The organism is Tamlana flava, from assembly GCF_041287255.1.
Classification (GTDB): domain Bacteria; phylum Bacteroidota; class Bacteroidia; order Flavobacteriales; family Flavobacteriaceae; genus Tamlana; species Tamlana flava.
The window spans coordinates 925506-944358 of sequence record NZ_JBGGTX010000002.1 but is presented as its reverse complement, the minus strand read 5'-3'; the positions used below and the strand labels follow the sequence as shown (position 1 = coordinate 944358).

Here is an 18853-nt window from a genome sequence, read left to right as displayed (position 1 = left end):
TTTTCCCGCGACCGCATCGGTGGGACATGTTAAATTCGGCTTTTAACCGAAATTGAAATTATACTTTAATCTCTACTTCAACACCACTTGGTAATTCAAGCTTCATTAACGCATCAATGGTTTTTGATGACGAAGAGTAAATATCAAGTAAACGCTTGTAAGAGCTTAATTGAAATTGTTCTCTTGATTTCTTGTTAACGTGAGGTGAACGTAAAACAGTGAAAATTTTCTTGTTCGTTGGTAACGGAATTGGTCCTGTTACAACGGCACCTGTACTCTTTACTGTTTTTACAATCTTATCAGCAGATTTATCCACCAAGTTGTGATCGTAAGATTTTAATTTTATTCTGATTTTTTGACTCATTTTCTTAGATTTTAAGCTTCAACACCTTTAGCTGCCTTAATCACTTCTTCAGATATATTTGAAGGTGTTTCAGCATAATGTGAAAATTCCATTGTTGACGTTGCACGACCTGATGATAATGTTCTTAATGTTGTTACATAACCGAACATTTCTGATAAAGGCACAGTAGCTTTTACAGTTTTTGCACCTGCTCTATCTCCCATATCGCTTACTTGACCACGACGTCTATTCAAATCTCCTACAATGTCACCCATGTTTTCTTCAGGAGTAATTACCTCAAGTTTCATAATAGGCTCCATGATTACAGCTTTTGCAGCTTTTGCAGCAGTTTTAAAACCAATTTTTGCAGCCAATTCGAATGACAATTGATCAGAATCCACATCATGGTAAGAACCGTCCGTTAATGTTACTTTCATCGCATCAACTTCATATCCTGCCAATGGACCATTAACCATAGCCATTTTAAATCCTTTTTCAATTGAAGGGATAAATTCTTTAGGAACGTTACCACCTTTAATTTCAGAAACGAATTCTAAACCTACTTTTCCTTCTTCAGCAGGCTCCAAAGTAAATACAATATCTGCAAACTTACCACGACCACCAGATTGTTTTTTGTAAACCTCTCTGTGCTCGGCACGTTGCGTAATAGCTTCTTTGTACTCTACTTGTGGTTGACCCTGGTTAACTTCAACCTTAAACTCACGTTTAAGACGGTCAACAATAATATCTAAGTGAAGCTCACCCATTCCAGAAATAATAGTCTGTCCTGAAGCTTCATCAGTTCTAACAGTAAATGTTGGATCTTCTTCAGCCAATTTACCTAAAGCCATACCTAATTTATCAACATCAGCTTTAGTTTTAGGCTCAACAGCAATACCAATTACTGGATCAGGGAAATTCATTGATTCAAGAACGATAGGGTGTTTTTCATCAGACATGGTATCACCGGTCTTGATGTCTTTAAATCCTACTGCCGCTCCAATATCTCCTGCCTCAATAAATTCAATAGCATTTTGCTTGTTTGAATGCATTTGATAAATACGAGAGATACGCTCTTTTTTACCTGAACGGTTATTTAAGATATAAGAACCCGCATCTAAACGACCAGAATAAGCACGGAAGAATGCCAAACGACCTACGAAAGGATCGGTAGCAATTTTGAATGCCAATGCAGAAAAAGGTGCATTTACATCTGGCTTACGTACTTCTTCTTTTTCAGTTTCAGGGTTAATTCCCTTTATATTGTCTCTATCTAAAGGAGAAGGCAAATAACGACATACAGCATCTAATAAAAACTGTACGCCTTTGTTTTTAAATGAAGAACCACAAATCATAGGAATGATTGCCATATCCATTACAGCAGCTCTTAGCGCAGCGTGCACTTCATCTTCTGTAATAGAATCTTCATCTTCCATGAATTTTTCTAAAAGGTTCTCATCGTAAGTTGCAACTTCTTCAATAAGTAAAGCTCTGTACTTACGAGCTTCTTCTTTTAGTTCATCTGGAATTTCAATAACATCAAAGGTTGCCCCTTGAGTTTCATCATGCCAAACAATAGCTCTGTTTTTTACTAAGTCTACAATACCTTTAAAATCTATCTCATCACCAATGTTCAAAACGATTGGCACCGCGTTAGATTTCAACATGTCTTTAACCTGCTGGCAAACTGCCATAAAGTTAGCACCTTGACGGTCCATTTTATTTACGAACCCAATACGTGGCACTTTATAATTGTCTGCAAGTCTCCAGTTAGTTTCAGATTGAGGCTCAACACCATCAACGGCACTAAACAAGAACACTAAACCATCCAATACACGTAAAGAACGGTTAACTTCAACAGTAAAATCAACGTGACCAGGAGTATCTATAATATTGAAGTGATAACCTTTGGTTTCATCGGTAGGCTGACCATTTTTTAAAGGGAACTGCCAAGTACAAGTTGTAGCAGCCGAAGTAATCGTAATACCTCTTTCCTGCTCTTGCTCCATCCAGTCCATGGTAGCGGCACCATCATGCACCTCTCCTATTTTATGAGAAACTCCTGTATAATAAAGTATTCGCTCTGTTGTTGTTGTTTTACCAGCATCAATATGGGCCGCAATACCAATATTTCTTGTGAATTTTAAATCTCTTGCCATTTTTTATTAAAATCTAAAGTGTGAGAATGCTTTATTAGCTTCCGCCATCTTGTGGGTGTCCACTCTTTTCTTAACCGCTGCTCCTTCTTCTTTAGCTGCTGCTAAAATTTCTGAAGCTAAACGCAAAGCCATAGATTTTTCATTTCTTTTACGTGAATAGCTAATAAGCCATTTCATTGCCGTAGAAACTTTTCTGTCAGGACGAATTTGCATTGGAATTTGGAATGTTGCACCACCAACACGACGGCTCCGTACTTCTACGTGAGGCATCACATTAGACAACGCGTCTTTCCAAAGTTCTAAAGCTGTTTTCTCTTCGTCAGTTTTTTTCGAGTCTACAATGTCAATAGCATCGTAGAATACCTTAAAAGCGACAGACTTCTTTCCGTCCCACATCATCATGTTAACGAAACGAGTAACCAACTGGTCGTTAAAACGTGGATCTGGTAAAAGCGGTCTCTTTTTTGCTGCTCTTTTTCTCATGTCTTCTTCTTAAAGTTTTAATTACTTTTTAGGGCGCTTAGCACCATACTTAGATCTACGTTGTGTTCTACCGTTAACACCTGCAGTGTCAAGGGCACCACGCACAATGTGGTATCTAACTCCTGGCAAATCTTTTACCCTTCCGCCTCTAACCAATACTATCGAGTGCTCTTGTAGATTGTGCCCCTCACCACCGATGTATGCGTTAACCTCGTTTCCGTTTGTTAAACGAACCCTTGCTACCTTACGCATTGCTGAGTTAGGTTTTTTAGGAGTTGTTGTATAAACACGAGTACATACACCACGTCTTTGCGGACAAGAATCTAAAGCAGCCGATTTACTCTTCTTGGTTATTTTGGCTCTTCCTTTTCTTACTAATTGCGAAATTGTTGGCATATTTATTAATATAAATTTTATAATCCTCTTATTAGAGGGCTGCAAAGGTAGAAATTAAAATGAATAATTCAAATCCTAATTAATTAATTTTCAAGTGAATTTAAAAATAATAATCTAGGGGATATTATTAGCATATATTTTCCGTTAGATTTACATCATAAAATAGACCCATTAACGTGCAAAGAGCGTCCTTTTTATACCTCATTATATATGTCCTTTTTTCTTCGAAAGGTTTTTGCCAAAATCTAACATTAAATATTTTGGGTGAAACTGAAGTTGAAACGAGGGTTGTAGATTCTTTGGGCTATTCAAAAAAACACGTTGATTTTAATTCTATTACTACTGAAGTTGAGCAGATTCAAAACACCCTTTATAAAATCGGTTATATTGAAAACAAGGTGAGTGGAATTGAAAAAATAAATGACTCAACATTTCATGCCCAAATTGCTCTAAAAACAAAATTCAGCACCATATATATATACTACAAAAATGAAGATGTTGAAAAAGCAGTTTTAAAAGCAATATCAAGCCATGTTTTTGACGAATATTTTATTCTTGAATTTCCACTGGTTGAAAACGCTTTGAATTTCATAAATTCTGAAACTTCAAAAAAAGGATTTCCTTTTTCAAGATTACAGCTATCAAATATAACGGCCAAGAACAAAACCAGATTGGAAGCCGAACTAACAATAGAATCTTCAACACAGAAAAGAAGCATCAATAATATTGTGTTAAAGGGCTATGAAAAATTCCCAAAATCGTATTTAAAATATTACTTAAAGGTCAAACCTGGTCAAACTTTTAATTTGGCTGGCATAAAAAAGAAAACCGAGCAGCTTGCAAATTTAAATTTTGCGAATGAAACAAAACCCCCAGAGGTTCTATTCTTGAAAGACTCCACCAATCTTTACCTGTACCTTGAAAAATCCAGGAGCAATACCTTTGATGGTTTTTTAGGCTTTGGCACGAACGAAGACACCAATAGGTTGGAATTTGACGGGTATCTAAACTTGAATTTGATAAACAATTTGAATTTTGGAGAATCTTTTAGGCTTTTATATAAAAGTGATGAGAATGACCAAAAAACATTTGAAGCAGATGCATCATTGCCCTATTTATTCAATTCACCCGTTGGAATCGATTTACTGTTGAGGATATTCAAAAGAGACTCTTCCTTTACAACAGTCAATCAATCTGCCAAAATCCATTACCAAATAAATGCACAACATAAAATATTTGCAGGTATCGTTGCAACAGAGTCAAACAATTTACTTTCAACTAACATAACATTGAGCATTGAAGACTATAAAACACAGTTTTTCACAACTGGATACCAATTCCAAAAGGCCCAACCCTACAATCTGCTTTTCCGTGTAAAGTCAAGAATCGATTTGGAAACTGGATTTGGAAACCGGAAAACAGAAATAAATAAAGAAAAACAATCATTGTTCAGTATTGATGCATTTAATATCTTCAATTTAAACCAAAAAAACAGCATTTTTATAAGAGCCAACGGTGCTAATTTGGTTTCTGGCAACTATTTCGAAAACGAACTGCTAAGGTTTGGAGGGATTAACTCCATAAGAGGTTTTGAAGAAAACAGCCTGTTTGCATCACTTTTTGGTATTATTAATACGGAATACCGTTTTCAACTTAACAATGCCATTTACATTCACTCCATATTTGATACGGGCTATTTTGAAAATAAAATTGCCGGTACCCAACAAAAACTTTTTGGATATGGTTTTGGTTTTGGAATCTTGACAAAAGCTGGACTTTTTAAATTAAATTATGCTAACGGCAAAAACGAGGATTCTGAGTTTAAACTGTCAAATTCTAAAGTTCATATCAGCTTGAAAGCCAGTTTTTAGAATTTATTCCATTTTTTTTTGGATGACAATCTTGTTTTTTTTGGAACCCTAAAATCGCAGTAAATTCAAGCAGGGCAAAACAATTATGCATGCATAATTAAATGATTTTCAAACAAAAGAATTCATAGTAAACTTAAAAATTCATTAAATTTTATTGTCTCATTCTTTGGTTTCATTGCAAAAAGCACAATTAATTTTTAACTTAATCAAAAATTTTAACGGGAAATTATTGTTTTATTAACTTTATTTTAGGATTTTTGGAGTTGACTAATTCAAATAATTATAAAATGAAAACAAAGTTTAGTGGAATTCTAACGCTATTACTAGCGTTTGTTGTGCAGATAACTTTTGCACAAGAAAAGACAATTTCAGGTACAGTTTCAGATGGTTCTGGACTGCCCCTTCCTGGAGCAACTGTCTTAGTTAAAGGTACTACAACAGGTACATCATCCGATTTTGATGGTAATTATGCAATTACGACTAGCCAAGGCTCAATCCTTGTGTTTAGTTTTGTTGGATACACTACTCAGGAGATTACTGTAGGCGCCTCTAACATTATTAACGTTACCTTGACGGAAGATGCGCAGGCATTGGAGGAAGTGGTTGTAACAGCCCAAGGTATTAAACGTGAAAAAAAGGCTCTTGGTTATGCCGTAACCACAATTGATTCGGACGCCATCGAAAACAAACCGGAAACTGATGTTGCCAAATTACTTACCGGTAAGGTTGCAGGTGTTCAGGTTAATACGGCCGGTGGTTTCTTAGGGCAATCTCCTAATGTTATCATCCGATCTAAAAACTCTATTACCGGCAACAACCAACCTTTATATATTATAGATGGTATCCCAATTACAGGTGACCGTACTTTTGACCTTGACCCGAATAACATTGCCTCGACCAGTGTACTTAAAGGTCTTGCGGCATCCACCTTATATGGAGAAGATGGTAGAAATGGTGTAATCTTGATTACTACGAAAACGGGTTCTTCTGCTCAGCGCGACAAAAAATTCGAAATTGAAATTATCCAAACGACTTCAATGTTGGAAGTTGCAAACCTACCAGAATACCAAAATACATATGGACAAGGGTCGGATAACAGCATTAACACTACCTTCTTCGGTACTTGGGGTGCTGCATTTAATGGGCAAATTGTTCCACACCCACTTGCTATTGATGCTTATGCGGAATCATTCCCACAATTTCAAGGAGCAACTGTTGAGTACAAAGCAGCGCCAAATAACGTAGCTGACTTTTTTAATTCAGAACTAGCGACAACAACATCTGTACTTGTCTCTAAACGTGTTGAAGATGCTTCTTTCGCATTTAATATGAGTTATGCTGATCAACAAGGTTTCGTTGAAACGAGTTCATTAAAAAGGCTGAACCTATCTTTTGGTGGAGACATGAAATTAAGCAACAAGTTTTCACTGAGTGCCAAAGCCGATTACAGTAACACAGATACTAATAGACCGGCATTGGCAACTTTCCAGTTGTTGACTTGGATTCCTAGAAACTTGGATATTCATAACTTGCCTTACCAAGATCCAAATACTGGGGCAAGCGTTTATTACAGAACAACCATTACAAACCCGATTTGGAATATTAAAAATTCAGGGTTTAGATTGGACACCGACCGTTTTATTGGTAGTGCCAACTTAAAGTATGATTTTAATGAAAAGGTTAATTTGACTTACACCTACGGTCTGGATTTGTATAACGAGCTAAACTTGAACCATGTTAATAAAGGTGGAAATGAAAGTCCGCTAGGATACATGCAAAGCTTTGATAACTATAACAGGGTACAAAACCACAGATTTATTTTAGCTTTTAATAGTATAGATCTTAATGATTCATTTTCAATGAACGGTCAATTAGGTTTTGAAACTAAAAATACAATTAGAGATGTATACGGTGTTCAAGGTACAGACCAAGTAGTTTTTGGTTTCCTTGATTTAGACAACTTCAGGGAATACAGCCCAATTACGAGGTCTTCTACTCTAGATGGTTTTGCCATTACGCCTTCAGAAAAAAATGTGATTGGACTTTTTGGTGCTATTGACTTTGCATACAAAAATTATTTATACTTGAACTTACAGGGTAGAAATGATTGGGGTTCAACGGTTGAAAAATCAAACCAATCAATATTTTATCCCAGTGTAGCTTTATCTTTCATACCATCATCTGCCTTTGAAGGTTTTGGTGGAGATTACTTGAAATTTAGAGCAAGTTACGGATCATCAGCTAGTTTCCCTCTGGCCTATTTAACCCGCCCTTCACTTAATTCGTCATCTAATGGATGGATAAATCCTTTTGACAATTCTGTCGTAGCATTTAACTCGGTAGATACGTTTTTACCTAATCCAGATTTAGGTCCTGAGTTTTTGGAGGAATTTGAGATAGGAACAGAAGGTAGGTTTTTCAACAACAGATTAACGTTTGATGTTTCTTTATACCATAAAACCATTAAAGATCAAATTTTATACTCTGATTTACCTAATTCAACAGGATTCGTTCTAACGCAAATTAATGCGGGTGATGTTGAAACTGATGGTATTGAGGTTGGCTTAACTGTTACGCCGCTTAAATCTGAAGATTTCATGTGGTCAATTAACAATAACTTCACTGCTTATGAATCTACAGTTCAAAATCTTCCAGTTGAATCAGTCTCTATCGGTTCAGCTGTGGGTACCAGTGGTGTTTTGAATACGGCCATCAATGGTGAGCCATTTGGCGTGTTCAGAGGGACCTATGCTGTGAAAGATGATGCAGGTAATTTATTGATTGACCCTACAACAGGTAAAATTATTTTTAGTCAAAATGTTGGTCTTCCTGATAAAATTATTGGTGACCCCAATGAAGATTTCAGATTTACAACCATTAATACCATTGCATATAAAAACTTAAGTTTAAGTGCACAATTAGAATATATTCACGGTGGTGATATTTATTCAAACTCTGCCTCCAACTTGATAAGACGTGGTGTAACGATCGATACTGAAGACAGGGAAGGTTCATATATCATTCCTGGTGTGTTAGGAGATCCTGCAACTGGTGAAGCTCTTACAGATGGAAATGGTGACGCAATACCAAATAATATACAAATTGGAGCAAATGATTTATATTTCATAAACTTGCAAGATGTTGATGAAACTGTAGTTTATGATGCTTCTGTGGTACGTTTAAGAGATATTTCCCTTAGTTACAAAATGTCTGAAAAGTTTTTAGAAAAGACGCCATTTGGATCAATATCGTTTACGCTTTCAGGTAACAACTTGTGGTATTCTACACCTAACTTACCAAAAGGATTGAATCTTGACCCAGAAGTACTGCTTACTGGACAAGGCAACACATTTGGAGTTGACTTCCAAAATGCACCGTCTTACAAGCAATACTCGTTTAGCGTCAAATTAACTTTTTAAAAAAATACGCAATGAAAACATATAAAAGAATAACAACATCTTGTGTTTTACTGGGTTTAATGGTAATGACGCTATTTAACTCTTGTGAAACCTTAAACTTAGAATTACAAGAGGATCCCAACGAACTTGGGGAGGGCTCAGCGAACCCGAGTTATGTACTAAACTCGATTCAAGGTACATTTGGATTTCAACATTTTGGATTGGCTGCCATTGCAGAACCATTGGTTAGGCATAATCATTTGTTCGGAACTTACGCCAATAGTGCAGGAACCAGTACCATGAACCAGGCTTGGCAACAAACCTATGCCATAACTACTAATTTAAATTTCCTTCAGCCTATAGCTGAGGAGCGAGGTTTACCACAACATTTGGGGGTAGGTCAGGTTATTGAGGCTTTTGCTTACGTTACTTTAGTGGATTTTATTGGTACGGCTGCTTACAGTGAAGCTGTAAACTCCGAATATCCAAATCCAAAATTGGATGATGGTGTTGACATTTATACTGCCATGTATGACCAATTGGACGAGGCTATTGCGAATTTGAGTAAAGAAAACTCAATCGCCCTTGAGGATATTTATTACAATGGAGATGCCAGTAAATGGATTAAATTGGCGAACACATTAAAATTAAGAATGTACGTTCAAAGTAAATTAGTAGCCACACCAGCGATGGTAGCTAGCTTAAACGCCATAGTTGCCAGTGGTAATTTTATTTCTGACCCTGCAGATGACTTTCAAGTACTTTTTGGAACAAATGAAACCAATCCAGATAACAGACATCCGTATTTTCAAAATCAGTATGCTCAAGGTACTAACGCAGGTAACGTGTTTCAAAGCAATGATTTTATGAATCTATTGTTGAATACTAAATCTGCTCCGGATCCAAGAACACCTTATTACTTCTACAGACAAGATTTAAATGATCCTCCGGCTGAAGATTATGACCATTGTACCGCTTCATTTTGGTATTGCTACTTAGGTGGTGGTTATGACGGTAGAGACCATGGTGATGACGAAGGTATTGAAAACGATGGTGAGCAGCGTGTTGCCTACGGTATTTATCCGGGTGGTGGTGCTTATGATAGTGCCGGTACACAAGCTGAGGAAACTGCTTTTGCCAATTCAACATTTGTTTATGACCCAAGTGCCTCTGGAACGGAAGATGAGCAAAGAGCCGCTCATGTAAAAAATCATTTAAGCACCGTTAACCCAAGTACAAGAAACAGTTCCAATAATGGAGGTGCTGGTGTAGGACCATTTGTTACAGCTAGTTTTGTTCATTTCCTCTTGGCTGAAGCTGCTTTACCAGCTCCACAGGGTATGGGCGCTAGCGGAAACAGTGCCACATTACTTCAAAAAGGGATGGAACTATCGTTCGAAAAAGTAGAAGATGTGAGTGGCATACCAATGGTAGAAAGCGAAGTAACAAGTTATATCAACGAAGTTATGGCTGAATTTAATGCAGCGGATAATGAAGGTAAGCTTGAAATTATTGCCAGAGAATTTTATATCGCATGTTTCGGTAATAGTATTGAAGCCTATAACTTGTATAGAAGAACAGGGTATCCAACCCTTCAGCCTCATGTGTTGAGTAGTGGAGGTGCATTCCCAAGAAGCTTCTTCTTGCCTTCTTCAGAGCTTAATACGAATCAAAATCTAGATCCTGATACAGATCAGAAAAAGCTAACCGACCAAGTATTTTGGGATACAAATCCAGCTGGTTTTATAGATTAAAAAAAAATAATTATGAAAAAACTGAAATATATATTAGCCTATTTTGTACTTGGAGCGGTAAGTTTCACATGTACAGACCAAAGCACGTTTAGAAATCCCTCTCACCATGAATTGGAGCGGGGAGCATATGTTAGATTTGTTACAGCGCCTCCTACTGACTATAAGCCAGAGGAAGTGCAAGATATTTCAATCAGTGCACAAGTTTATGATCCCAACGGCAACGTTGCCCAGTACGATTTATCGGTAATTGTTACCGTTGCCAGTACTGGTGAAACATATAGAGCCGATGACTTCTTAACAATTACCTCTTTTCCTAATACACTTAGCATGACAAGTCAAACTATTGCTGATGCAATAGGCGTTGATAAGTCAATTTTTGGAGCAGGAGACTTTTTCCAATTTATTGGTGTAGCTACACGAAATGACGGTGTTAAATTCTACGGTGTTGAGCCATCTTTCGATGAAGACAATGGCACTGTAGGCATTGGAAATACAGAAGGTAACTTGTTAAACGCTGTGGCTTACAAAGATGCCATGACATTTAATTTTATTATTGCTTGTCCAATAGATGACACCCTTTATACGGGTAAATACATGTTAACCCACCCTGTAGGTACATGTTGCGGTGGCGCTATTTTCTTAGATCAAGAAGTTGAATTAACAGGCATTTCTGTTTATCAAAGAACTTTTGAAGCCATTTACCTTGAGCAATTTGCTATTGGAAATGGACCGATGACCTTTACTATTAATTTCATTTGTGGAACAGTTACTAGTGCCGATAATACAGGTACCGGATTACAGTGTGCCAATGGAATTACTTTTAATGGCTCTGATAATCCTGGCGGTTATAGTGAAACTGACGATTCCGTATTGGTAGTTAAATTCCAGGAAGCCTGTCAAGATTGTGGTTGTCCACCAGATGAGGAAACCGAGATTATTTTAACTAAAGTATAGAAAACGAATTTAAAAACTTAATCGATGAAAAAATTAATATATATAACATTTTCTATATTAACTATCGGGCTTTTCTCTTGTAGTGAGGACGATAGTTATTCAATAGCCTATGTAGACACCGAAGTTAAGACACCATTAACTGGAACATTAACTTTTGCTACTTCTTCAGCTTTTGGTAACACCAATGTTGATTACACAATTAATATACCCCAATCTTTTGAGGTTGCATCAGTGGTCGAACTAACACTTACATCAACATATGAAGTGCTAAAAGTTAATACCAATATTGAAAAAGTATATGATACTATACCGGCAGGTGCGACAACCAAAATGGGCAGTTTTGTAATGCCAAGCTTTGACGCTGAAGCTCCATTTTATGGTCTGTCTAGTTTCCTAACTGTTGAAATAAGTGGAATAGCCTTGGTACAACCCCCTAAAGAAGACGAGGACGGTAAGCCAATTGAACCTTATGTACCAGTTGACGATCCTTATACCATGACATCTGAAGCAACAGATGTAACTCTATTGGAATATCATGACCCATACATGGCGCCAAACCCTAAAACCTTAATGATAAGCTTAGATTGGGAAGGCCCATATGGTGGAGGTGAAAATGATATAGACCTTTACGTCCTTGATGCCGCTTTTACAACTCTATACGAGTCATCCGAATCTGGATCTCGTTTTGAAGGTGATTTTTTCAACAATCCTGCTAATGAAAATCATCCTGACGGAGATTATGTTATAGAAATTGGCGTTTGGACTGCTGTTAGTGATGCACCAATAGCTTACAGATTGGTACTGACACATCCTGATGGCACAAGAGATATTTTCGAAGGTACTGTAGATCCAGCTGTTGGTTATGTCGACCCAGTTGGCTTTACTAAAACTACCGATGGTAGTGGAAACGTAACTTATGTAACCACCGCCCTTTAAAATATTTTAATTGTTTAAAAAAAACCACCTCCAATTCGAGGTGGTTTTTTTATACCTTTAACCCATGGAAAACCAAACGCAAATATTCGGTATAAGAGCCATAATTGAGGCCATTAATGCTGGTGAAACCATTGATAAAGTGTTTCTTCAAAAAGGCTTAAGTGGAGATTTGTTTAGTGAATTGGAATCTCTAGTCAACAAGAAATCAATCAACAAATCTTATGTGCCCGTAGAAAAGCTCAATAGGCTAACCAACAAAAACCATCAAGGTGCTGTGGCCCAAATATCGCCAGTAGAGTTCCATGATATGGAAACTTTGGTTTTAAACGTAATTGAATCTGGTAAAGACCCCTTGTTTTTACTCTTGGATCAACTTAGTGATGTCAGGAATTTTGGGGCAATCATCAGAACTGCCGAATGTACAGGTGTTGATGGCATAATCATTCAAAAGAAAGGTGGCGCTCCTGTAAATGGTGATACCATTAAAACAAGTGCGGGTGCCGTTTTTAAAGTACCTATTTGCAAGGTAGATCATATAAAAGACGCCGTATTTTACATGCAAGCTTCAGGAATAAAAGTCATAGCCGCAACTGAAAAAACCAATGAAACGCTTTATGACGTTTCATTTACTGAACCGTGTGCCATTATTATGGGTTCTGAAAGTAGAGGCATCAACCCCTCAATTTTGAAAGTTGTGGATGCCAAGGCTAAATTACCTCTGTTAGGAACCATTGAATCTTTAAATGTTTCGGTCGCTTGTGGCGCATTTTTATATGAAGCTGTTAGGCAACGACTTTCCTAGACTTTTCAGGTTTTTGGATTTTCAAACTTGTCCTGTTTATAGATATAATTTATAGTTGGCTCGTCTTCTATTTCTGTCTCTATATTTTCAATAAAATTACCATCTTTATCAAAATGTTTTAAAAACGGGTCATCATCTTCGTTATAGTTTTCCTGTTCCCAAACATATTTTTTTGGCTTAGCAACTTGCTTTCTAAAAATTAAAGCAAACAGGAACCCAGTAATTAAACCCGCTGTATGACCTTCCCATGAAATACCTTCTTCAATGGGCAAGGTATACCAAATCATGCTTCCATAAAGAAAAACGACCAACAGGGACAAGGCAATGAGCCTAAAATGTTTTGCAAAAACCCCTTTAAAAAATGTAAAACTTATTAAAACATAAATGAGTCCACTTATCCCGATATGATATGAAGGCCGACCAATGCACCATGTTAAAAAACCAGATAGCAAAATACCATAAACCATGACTTTCCATGCTATAGCCCTATAGAAATAAAATAACGCTACTGATAACACAAATAATGGTACGGTGTTATGATAAATATGCTTAATGCTACCATGTATAAAAGGGCTTAGCACAACCCCCCTCAACCCTTTTAACGTTTGTGGATAGATGCCATACTTGCTAAAGTTATATCCAAAACGCACCTCAAACCAAAATACCAACCAAATGAGTAGCACTAAAGATATAGGGTAGGCTACTACCCCTGTTGAAAATTTAAAATGTGATTGGGTTTTCATTGAGGTCAATATAGCAAATAATTGACCAACTTTGTTTTTGATGCTAAAATGTCAGATTCATCACTTTACAAAAACTTTACTTTTTAATGTTGATGGAATTTAGTTCAAAATAAGATTCCTTTTTACAAAGGAATTGTTTTAATTTTACGCATATGAATGTAAATGAGCCCTTAGCAGAACGATTACGCCCAAAAACCTTGGCCGAATATGTGAGCCAAACACACTTAGTGGGTGAAGGTGGCGCCCTTTCGCAGCATATTAAACAAGGGTTGATTCCATCAATGATTTTTTGGGGGCCTCCTGGAACGGGAAAAACCACACTTGCCAACATTATTGCCACAGAATCTGGCAGGCCTTTTTACACATTGAGTGCCATAAATTCTGGTGTTAAAGATGTTCGGGATGTTATTGAAAAAGCCAAGCAAAGTGGCGGGCTGTTTACTACCAAAAACCCAATTTTATTTATAGATGAAATTCATCGATTCAGCAAATCGCAGCAAGACTCTCTGCTACAAGCCGTCGAAAAGGGCTGGATTACACTTATAGGTGCAACTACCGAAAACCCCAGTTTTGAGGTTATCTCTGCGCTACTATCACGTTGCCAAGTATATATTTTGAATCCTTTTGATAAAACTGATTTAGAAACGCTTTTAAACCGCGCCATTGAACAAGATGAGCTACTTTCAAAAAAGGATATTAAATTAAAGGAAACGAATGCCCTTTTAAAACTGTCGGGTGGTGATGCCCGAAAATTGCTCAATATTTTTGAACTTATTGTCAACTCTTTCAATACAGATTCTGTTACCATTACAGATGAAATTGTGCTGAAAAAAGTACAGAACAATACCGTACGTTACGACAAAACTGGCGAGCAACATTATGATATTATTTCGGCGTTTATAAAGTCCATTCGCGGTAGTGACCCCAATGCCGCCATTTATTGGCTCGCTCGTATGATTGAAGGCGGAGAAGACGTTAAGTTTATCGCCCGCAGAATGCTTATTGCAGCCAGCGAAGATATCGGCAATGCCAACCCCACGGCCTTGGTCATTGCTAACAACACATTTCAAGCTGTAAACACCATTGGTTATCCCGAATCTAGAATTATTTTAAGCCAATGCGCCACCTATTTGGCTTGCTCTCCTAAAAGTAACGCGGCCTATATGGCCATAGGCAACGCCCAAAAATTGGTTAAAGATACCGGAGATTTAAGTGTCCCTTTGGAAATACGAAACGCTCCAACAAAACTTATGAAAGAATTGGGGTATGGCGACAATTACAAATATGCCCATAACTACGAAAACAATTTTGCCGACCAAGAGTTTTTGCCAGACGAAATAAAAAACACGAAACTTTACGACCCTGGAAACAATGCCAGAGAAAATGTGCACCGTGAGTTTTTAAAACAACGTTGGAAAGATAAATACAACTACTAATCTTTTGAGCATTAGCTCAAGGGTCGGGCTTTATTCGTTGATTTCTATTTTGAATTATTGAACTCATTAATAGAAATATTTCACTACTCGCCCCCTCCTACGGCGGGGAGCTTAAACAATTAGCCTGCGGTGAACGCAGTCGAACCGTTCAATCCCTAATGCAATTAGCAACTTAAATAAAAGGTGTTGGAATAATTTTTGATTACATTTATCTAAAATCGAAACCCATGAAACCTTTAAAATTTACCCTTCTGGTTTTTGTTATTGTATCGTGCGCCCCTATTCGGGTAAGTTATGATTATGATTATACCGTCAATTTCAATGGTTATAAAACCTATCAGTATTATGGCGGTATGGAAACAGGACTTAGCGAACTGGACACCAAACGATTTTTAGATGCGATTGATGCACTAATGGCATTAAAAGGTTTTGAAATTTCTGAAAACCCAGATTTTTTTATTGACATAAAAAGCGCAACATATCAAGAACCCTATAGGCAAACTGTAGGTGTAGGTTTAGGTGGTACGGGTAGAAATGTTGGTGGGGGCATTTCCATTGGGCTTCCTATTGGGCAAGCCGACGTAAACCGACAAATCACCATCGATTTTGTTGATGAAAACAAAAAACAACTATTTTGGCAAGCCGTGGCTGAATCAAGTTATTCCCCAAATGCCACCCCAGAAAAACGTGAGGAACATTTAAATGAAATTGCAGAGAAAATGCTGTCGAATTATCCACCAAAACAATAAACCTTCAAATTTTATAAATATCCTAACATTTAAAATACGGTAATCGTAATTACATTTTGTAGTTTTACTCGATAATCGAGCCTTAATTATATATGTTTGGTTCGATATGATTTCAAAAAAGCAAATTATGGATAGTTTAAAAAACAAAGTTGCTTTAATTACTGGCGGTTCTAAAGGAATTGGTTACGGAATAGCGCAATCATTATTGAATGAAGGTATAAATGTTGCTGTTACAAGCAGAAATAAATCTTCGGCTGATGAAGCAGCAAAAACATTAAATTCAAACAATTTTACAGACGCTAAAGCTATAGGCATTGAAGCAGATGTTCGCAATTTTGAAAGCCAAAAAAAAGCGGTTGAAACCGTTTTAAAACATTTCAATCAATTGGATATTGTAATTGCGAATGCCGGCTTAGGTCACTTTGCCTCTATTGAAGATTTGTCCATAGAGCAATGGCAGCAAACCATTGATACCAATTTAACGGGCGCTTTTTATTCCATAAAGTCAAGTGTAGATGCGTTAAAAAAATCGAAAGGCTACTACATTACCATTTCAAGTTTGGCTGGTACTAATTTCTTCGCCAAGGGTTCAGCTTATAACGCCAGTAAATTTGGCTTAACAGGATTTACCCAAGCTGTCATGCTTGATTTAAGAAACCATGGCGTAAAAGTAAGCACGATTATGCCGGGGTCGGTATCAACATATTTTAACAACAATACACCAGATGCCGACGATGCTTGGAAAATCCAAATTGAGGATATTGGCGAGTTGGTGGTTGATTTGATTAAAATGAACCCAAGAACATTACCAAGCAAGATTGAAGTTCGACCAAGTGTGCCACCTAAAAAGTAATTAGCGTTTTACCAATTTCTTGTTGGCTATAAGTATTTTACCTGAATAGAAATTGGCTATATAAATACCCTGATTTAAGTTACTAATATCCAATTGATAGCTTTCAAGGTTTGATATTTTTACTGATTTCACCATTCTTCCCTCCAAGCTAACCAATTCAATATTCAGGTTTGAATCGGCTTTACCTTCATGCATAAAATTTACTGTTGTGCTTGCCGGATTAGGAAACATTGAAATGCTGTAGCTATCAATTTTACTTTCTATGTCCTCAACACCCAAAGTGGTATAGTTGATTGTCCATGTTACCAGAGATACATGAAAATTATTATGGTTATCTACACGTTGAAATGATGTATTGTCGTGTATAACTGCGGTTAAAGTATTCTCCCCTTCCATTAGATTCGTTTCCAAAAGAGACACGCCATCAACATTGTTGGCAAAATTAGAGCCATTTAAAGTCCATACGCTTTCCAAAGTGTTTGGTATTGGCTTGATCAAGTTTAGCATGAAATCCAACGGAAAACTTGATGGATTTTCAACAGTATTGTTATTTGGTGTATAATTATCTATTGGGGATATTAATTCGTGTATTTTCTCGACAATGCCTTCTTTACATACTGAGCAGAAGGTTTTATCTATTTTTTCCATGATACAATTCTGATGCGGTTTATACCAGTCTTTGGGCACATTATTATCAAAATATTGGTAAATGCCAACACCATTATCATATAGCCAGTTTTTCCAGCGTACCAAATTAGGGTCTGTTTCTTGAGTCATATTAATAGCTTCGGCACCTAGGACATCTCCAGGGTAATATTCGTCTTTTAAGTTGAATAACGAATGTCCCATCTCATGAACAATAACATTTGCGCCCCAATAACCAGAATAAGCCATAGGGAATACCCCACCACTACCACCATATTCGTTAGAGTTAACCAAAATTAGAGCTAGGTCGTAAGTAGGAAAGTTATCGGCCAAAACGTTGAGTATCTTTGCTTCGGTGTTGTTGGCACTATTGCCGTCAATTTCGTAGTAAAGTAAATAGGGGCTACCAAAAGCTTCATAGGTTGCATTAAAAAAAGTATCAACGTAAGTTGATGTAGAAGGACGATCTGCGCCACTTTCGTTTGATGGTACTTTTAGCGCATAAACATTGAAATAATTGGAATATTCTGAAAATGGAGACATTGTAAACATGCTATTTGTGAAATTTGTAGCATCTGTAATAAATTTTGCTAATTCTGATGATTGATAGCCTTCGCTTAAAATAACCAAATTGATTCGGTTATCTTGGTCTCCCGAAATCTCAATGTTATCAATTTCAAAAATCTGGGAAAGCGTTACTTGGATATTAAAAAGTAGAGTTAATATGAAAAGTAGGTGTTTCATGTTTAATCTAATTCAGTTTTGGCAAGTGTTTTGCTTTGCTTCAAGCTGTCAACAATTTCACTAATTACAATATACTTTGCTTTGGTATTTAATTGCAATCTTAAAGAAAGGGTTACGTTTTCTAAGTCGATTTGTTTTCTTTCAAAGATAAGCGAATCATTTACAAATTCAACTATTTTCGACAAAGGGTTCTTTATGGTAACCACTTGAAGTTCCTTTGATTGTTTATCCAATTGGATACATTTTAAATCGCCTATTTCACCGGAATTTATATAATTTGAAGATGCCTTTTTTAATTTCCCGTCTGTAATGGTTTTATTGAGTAGCAGAGCCTGCTTATGCCCGTCATCGCTTTTTGAAATGGTATAGTTCAAAAAAATGATTTTTGGATTTGCCTCAGTTTGGGCATCTGCTTGCGGAATACTCCTTTTTGAGCCACAGGAAGCTACGTCCAATAGGACAAACATCAAAAGCAATACCTGTGCAAAGCTTTTATAAAAAATATTTGGGGACTCTATTTTTTTCAAACTTCAAATTTAAACTGATACAAGGTAATGATTTCTTTACTTCAAAATCAATTTGAAGAA

At 36.8% G+C, this 18853-nt stretch carries 16 protein-coding genes; 9 read left to right on the top strand and 7 right to left on the bottom strand.

The features are described from left to right. Positions 1-58: 58 nt before the first annotated feature. From rpsJ to rpsL, 4 genes are read right to left on the bottom strand one after another with little or no spacing between them, the layout of a single operon-like run. Entirely contained in the window at positions 59-364 is a 306-nt protein-coding gene (gene rpsJ, locus ACB104_RS08595) for a 30S ribosomal protein S10 (protein ID WP_019386266.1), read from the bottom strand. An 11-nt stretch (positions 365-375) separates the two neighbouring features. Then, complete coding sequence (gene fusA / locus ACB104_RS08590; protein WP_370477920.1) at positions 376-2502, bottom strand: elongation factor G; 2127 nt, start codon at positions 2500-2502, stop codon at positions 376-378. Positions 2503-2508: 6 nt separating this feature from the next. Beyond that, positions 2509-2985 (bottom strand): 30S ribosomal protein S7, encoded by a 477-nt coding sequence (gene rpsG / locus ACB104_RS08585; protein ID WP_370477918.1) that lies wholly within the window; start codon positions 2983-2985, stop codon positions 2509-2511. A 21-nt stretch (positions 2986-3006) separates the two neighbouring features. Further along, positions 3007-3381, bottom strand: coding sequence for a 30S ribosomal protein S12 (rpsL, locus tag ACB104_RS08580; protein ID WP_053975748.1), 375 nt, complete (start codon positions 3379-3381; stop codon positions 3007-3009). Positions 3382-3641: 260 nt separating this feature from the next. Between rpsL and ACB104_RS08575 the strand changes: the two genes are divergently transcribed. The 6 genes from ACB104_RS08575 to rlmB all read left to right on the top strand — a co-directional run bounded on the left by ACB104_RS08575 (position 3642) and on the right by rlmB (position 13096). After that, positions 3642-5252, top strand: coding sequence for a POTRA domain-containing protein (locus tag ACB104_RS08575; RefSeq protein WP_370477916.1), 1611 nt, complete (start codon positions 3642-3644; stop codon positions 5250-5252). 287 nt (positions 5253-5539) lie between these two features. Beyond that, on the top strand, positions 5540-8671 hold the full coding sequence (locus ACB104_RS08570) for a SusC/RagA family TonB-linked outer membrane protein (protein WP_370477914.1): 3132 nt from the start codon (positions 5540-5542) through the stop codon (positions 8669-8671). Positions 8672-8682: 11 nt separating this feature from the next. Further along, positions 8683-10404: a SusD/RagB family nutrient-binding outer membrane lipoprotein gene (locus ACB104_RS08565; RefSeq protein ID WP_370477912.1), complete on the top strand. Its 1722-nt coding sequence runs from the start codon at positions 8683-8685 to the stop codon at positions 10402-10404. Between the two features lie 12 nt (positions 10405-10416). After that, complete coding sequence (locus ACB104_RS08560; protein ID WP_370477910.1) at positions 10417-11358, top strand: hypothetical protein; 942 nt, start codon at positions 10417-10419, stop codon at positions 11356-11358. Between the two features lie 24 nt (positions 11359-11382). Continuing rightward, the gene (locus ACB104_RS08555) at positions 11383-12294 is read left to right on the top strand and encodes a hypothetical protein (protein WP_370477908.1); all 912 of its coding nucleotides are present in this window, start codon (positions 11383-11385) and stop codon (positions 12292-12294) included. Between the two features lie 64 nt (positions 12295-12358). Continuing rightward, entirely contained in the window at positions 12359-13096 is a 738-nt protein-coding gene (gene rlmB, locus ACB104_RS08550) for a 23S rRNA (guanosine(2251)-2'-O)-methyltransferase RlmB (RefSeq protein WP_370477906.1), read from the top strand. Positions 13097-13101: 5 nt separating this feature from the next. On the opposite strand, the gene ACB104_RS08545 is transcribed toward rlmB, so the two are convergent. Beyond that, a complete protein-coding gene (locus tag ACB104_RS08545; RefSeq protein WP_370477904.1) occupies positions 13102-13839 on the bottom strand; it encodes a rhomboid family intramembrane serine protease in 738 nt (245 codons plus the stop codon). Between the two features lie 152 nt (positions 13840-13991). Between ACB104_RS08545 and ACB104_RS08540 the strand changes: the two genes are divergently transcribed. The 3 genes from ACB104_RS08540 (at position 13992) to ACB104_RS08530 (ending at position 16877) form a co-directional block, all read left to right on the top strand. Beyond that, positions 13992-15275 carry a replication-associated recombination protein A gene (locus ACB104_RS08540; RefSeq protein WP_370477902.1) on the top strand — a complete coding sequence of 428 codons (1284 nt, stop codon included), beginning with the start codon at positions 13992-13994 and terminating at the stop codon, positions 15273-15275. 227 nt (positions 15276-15502) lie between these two features. Beyond that, positions 15503-16024, top strand: a complete 522-nt coding sequence (locus ACB104_RS08535; protein WP_370477901.1) for a DUF4136 domain-containing protein — start codon at positions 15503-15505, stop codon at positions 16022-16024. Between the two features lie 127 nt (positions 16025-16151). Then, on the top strand, positions 16152-16877 hold the full coding sequence (locus tag ACB104_RS08530; RefSeq protein WP_370477899.1) for an SDR family oxidoreductase: 726 nt from the start codon (positions 16152-16154) through the stop codon (positions 16875-16877). On the opposite strand, the gene ACB104_RS08525 is transcribed toward ACB104_RS08530, so the two are convergent. Both ACB104_RS08525 and ACB104_RS08520 read right to left on the bottom strand, forming a co-directional pair. Then, complete coding sequence (locus tag ACB104_RS08525) at positions 16878-18266, bottom strand: M64 family metallopeptidase (RefSeq protein WP_370477897.1); 1389 nt, start codon at positions 18264-18266, stop codon at positions 16878-16880. It lies immediately after the preceding gene. 2 nt (positions 18267-18268) lie between these two features. Further along, on the bottom strand, positions 18269-18793 hold the full coding sequence (locus ACB104_RS08520) for a hypothetical protein (RefSeq protein WP_370477895.1): 525 nt from the start codon (positions 18791-18793) through the stop codon (positions 18269-18271). Positions 18794-18853: the final 60 nt, after the last annotated feature.

Excerpts from the sequence above, each read along its gene's own strand:
- ACB104_RS08525 (WP_370477897.1), bottom strand. The coding sequence starts at position 18,266 with ATGAAACACCTACTTTTCATATTAACTCTACTTTTTAATATCCAAGTA.
- ACB104_RS08570 (WP_370477914.1), top strand. The coding sequence starts at position 5,540 with ATGAAAACAAAGTTTAGTGGAATTCTAACGCTATTACTAGCGTTTGTT.
- ACB104_RS08540 (WP_370477902.1), top strand. The coding sequence starts at position 13,992 with ATGAATGTAAATGAGCCCTTAGCAGAACGATTACGCCCAAAAACCTTG.
- rpsG (WP_370477918.1), bottom strand. The coding sequence starts at position 2,985 with ATGAGAAAAAGAGCAGCAAAAAAGAGACCGCTTTTACCAGATCCACGT.
- rpsJ (WP_019386266.1), bottom strand. The coding sequence starts at position 364 with ATGAGTCAAAAAATCAGAATAAAATTAAAATCTTACGATCACAACTTG.
- rpsL (WP_053975748.1), bottom strand. The coding sequence starts at position 3,381 with ATGCCAACAATTTCGCAATTAGTAAGAAAAGGAAGAGCCAAAATAACC.
- ACB104_RS08555 (WP_370477908.1), top strand. The coding sequence starts at position 11,383 with ATGAAAAAATTAATATATATAACATTTTCTATATTAACTATCGGGCTT.
- ACB104_RS08560 (WP_370477910.1), top strand. The coding sequence starts at position 10,417 with ATGAAAAAACTGAAATATATATTAGCCTATTTTGTACTTGGAGCGGTA.
- rlmB (WP_370477906.1), top strand. The coding sequence starts at position 12,359 with ATGGAAAACCAAACGCAAATATTCGGTATAAGAGCCATAATTGAGGCC.
- ACB104_RS08545 (WP_370477904.1), bottom strand. The coding sequence starts at position 13,839 with ATGAAAACCCAATCACATTTTAAATTTTCAACAGGGGTAGTAGCCTAC.
- ACB104_RS08530 (WP_370477899.1), top strand. The coding sequence starts at position 16,152 with ATGGATAGTTTAAAAAACAAAGTTGCTTTAATTACTGGCGGTTCTAAA.
- ACB104_RS08565 (WP_370477912.1), top strand. The coding sequence starts at position 8,683 with ATGAAAACATATAAAAGAATAACAACATCTTGTGTTTTACTGGGTTTA.
- fusA (WP_370477920.1), bottom strand. The coding sequence starts at position 2,502 with ATGGCAAGAGATTTAAAATTCACAAGAAATATTGGTATTGCGGCCCAT.
- ACB104_RS08535 (WP_370477901.1), top strand. The coding sequence starts at position 15,503 with ATGAAACCTTTAAAATTTACCCTTCTGGTTTTTGTTATTGTATCGTGC.